Genomic DNA, 2,074 nt, shown 5'->3' on the forward strand with positions numbered 1-2,074 from the left:
CTCCCTCAGCCTCGCAACGTCATCGCGTCCAACGACCACGGTCCTCGCAACTCCCACAGATCGCGGGTGTTGCGAGGACCGTTAGAACCCAAGCTTCCGGGCGGGGGCCGCTGGGCGTGCGCGGGCTCAGCCGCGCTGGATGCCCGTGGTGTCCTGGAGGACGCCACGACGGCCGTCCTGCGTCTGGGCGATGAGCCCGGGGCCGTGCTGTTCGACCGCCAGGTACCACGTACCGGGCGCGAGTTCGGCGATCGGGTTGGGGGAGCCGTCCTCGCCGTACAGCGGGCGGGCCACCGGCACCGCGAACCAGAAGGGGGAGAAGTCACCGGCCGGCGCCCCACCACCCTGCGGGGCCTGCTGGTGCTGCTCCGGCTGACCACCGGGACCGGGCTGCCCGGACTGGGCACCGTACGGCTGGGGCTGACCGGGCTGGGCGCCGAACTGCTGGCCACCGGGGTAGCCGTAACCCTGGCTGGGCTGCTGACCGTAGGCGGGCTGCACCTGCGCAGGGCGCGGCGCACCCAGGAGCGGGGCCTTGAGGGCGGGAACCAGCGGAGTGGCCACGGCGCCGGCGGCCAGCACGAGGGCCGCGAGCAGTCCGAGGATGAGGCCGGCGCCGGCGTCACCGGCGTCGATGATCGTCCAGAACATGGTCCACAGGGAGTACACGGTGAACGCGGCGCCGAACTGGCCGAGTTCGAAACCGGCGACCTTGCGGCCCGGCAGCGCACGGCTGACGATCAGCAGTGCGGCGCCGATGATGCCGGCCAGGTAGATGCCCATCAGGACGGACAGCGAGTCCCAGGCGTTCGCACTGTAGCCCGAGCAGTCCACGCCCGAGGGGCACTCGTAGCCGGAGAGGTCGAGGAAGGAGGCGATGAACAGCACGACCGCTGCTCCGATCACCACGCCGTCGCCTCGAGTGAGGGAGCGGATATTCACGTGAAGGTCCTTAGTCGGTCGTCTCGTCGGGGCGGTCGTCGATGCCGCCTGAACGGCGGGTACGGCGCGGAGCTCGGGGGCGGTCCCCCATCGTACGGATGAATCTATCGTCTGCCCGGGCGGGTCGTGGTGCTGCCCGGACCTCGGACCGGCTGTCTCCCCGATGCCGTCACCGTCACCGCAGGACTACCTCCTCAGATAGCTGCTGATGCCGTCGGCGATCCCGAGAGCCGCCTTCTGGCGCCAGTCCGCGCTGATGAGCAGGGCGGCGTCCGAGGGATCACGCATGTTGCCGCATTCGATGAAGACTTTGGGCACGGCCGACAGATTCAGGCCGCCGAGATCGTCACGGGTGTCCAGCCCGGTGCCGCCGCCGATGTAATTGGAAGGGGCGCTTCCGGTAACACGCAGAAAATTCCCGGCAATCCGCTCGCCCAGTTCACGCGAAGGGGGCACGATCTTCGCGGTGTCCGCTCCGCCTCCGTCCACCGCTGCGGGGAGAATGACGTGGAATCCCCGGTTCCCGGTCGCGGAACCGTCCGCGTGCACCGAGACGACCGCGTCGGCCCGCTCCTCGTTGCCGATCCGCGCCCGCTCGTCGACGCACGGGCCGAAGGCGCGGTCGCCGTCCTGGGTGAGGACGACCTTCGCGCCCTGCGCCTCCAGCAGGGTGCGCAGCCGGCGGGACACATCGAGGGTGAAGCGGGCTTCGGCGTAACCCGAGCCGGTGGCCGTGCCCGTGGTGTCGCACTCCTTGTGTCCCGTGCCGATGTCCACCTGGCTGTTGATCTCCCGGGTGTGGTCACGGTTACCCGGATTGTGTCCCGGGTCGATCACCACGGTGCGGCCCGAAAGCGGGCCCCGGGGCAGGGGGTTCGCGGATGCGGCCCCGGCGGACGGGCTCACCGCAGGGGCGGCGGGCGGTGAGGACGAGGCCGCGCGGGGTGCGGGCCGGGGCCCGGCGCCGGGCCCCGGCCCGCCGTCGCCCGCGCAGCCCGTAACGCTCAGGCACAGGCCGGCCAGCACCGCCGCGGGGGGGGCCCGGCCCCCCCCCCCGGGCCCGCGCCCCCCCCGGGGGGGGGGGGGGGGGGGTGAGCCCGAGCCCAGGTTTTACAGGGGCGGAACTCACCCG

General features: G+C 72.2%; 2 protein-coding genes. Both read right to left on the reverse strand.

Annotation, left to right across the window (positions count from 1 at the left end; translation table 11 throughout):
* Nucleotides 1–126: 126 nt before the first annotated feature.
* Nucleotides 127–942: a hypothetical protein gene (locus tag ACF1FZ_RS35035; RefSeq protein ID WP_391777407.1), complete on the reverse strand. Its 816-nt coding sequence runs from the start codon at nucleotides 940–942 to the stop codon at nucleotides 127–129.
* Between the two features lie 186 nt (nucleotides 943–1,128).
* On the reverse strand, nucleotides 1,129–1,968 hold the full coding sequence (locus tag ACF1FZ_RS35040; protein WP_391777408.1) for an N-acetylmuramoyl-L-alanine amidase: 840 nt from the start codon (nucleotides 1,966–1,968) through the stop codon (nucleotides 1,129–1,131).
* Nucleotides 1,969–2,074 lie beyond the last annotated feature (106 nt).

Source organism: Streptomyces sp. NPDC014623 (assembly GCF_043088245.1).
Taxonomy (GTDB): Bacteria; Actinomycetota; Actinomycetes; order Streptomycetales; family Streptomycetaceae; genus Streptomyces.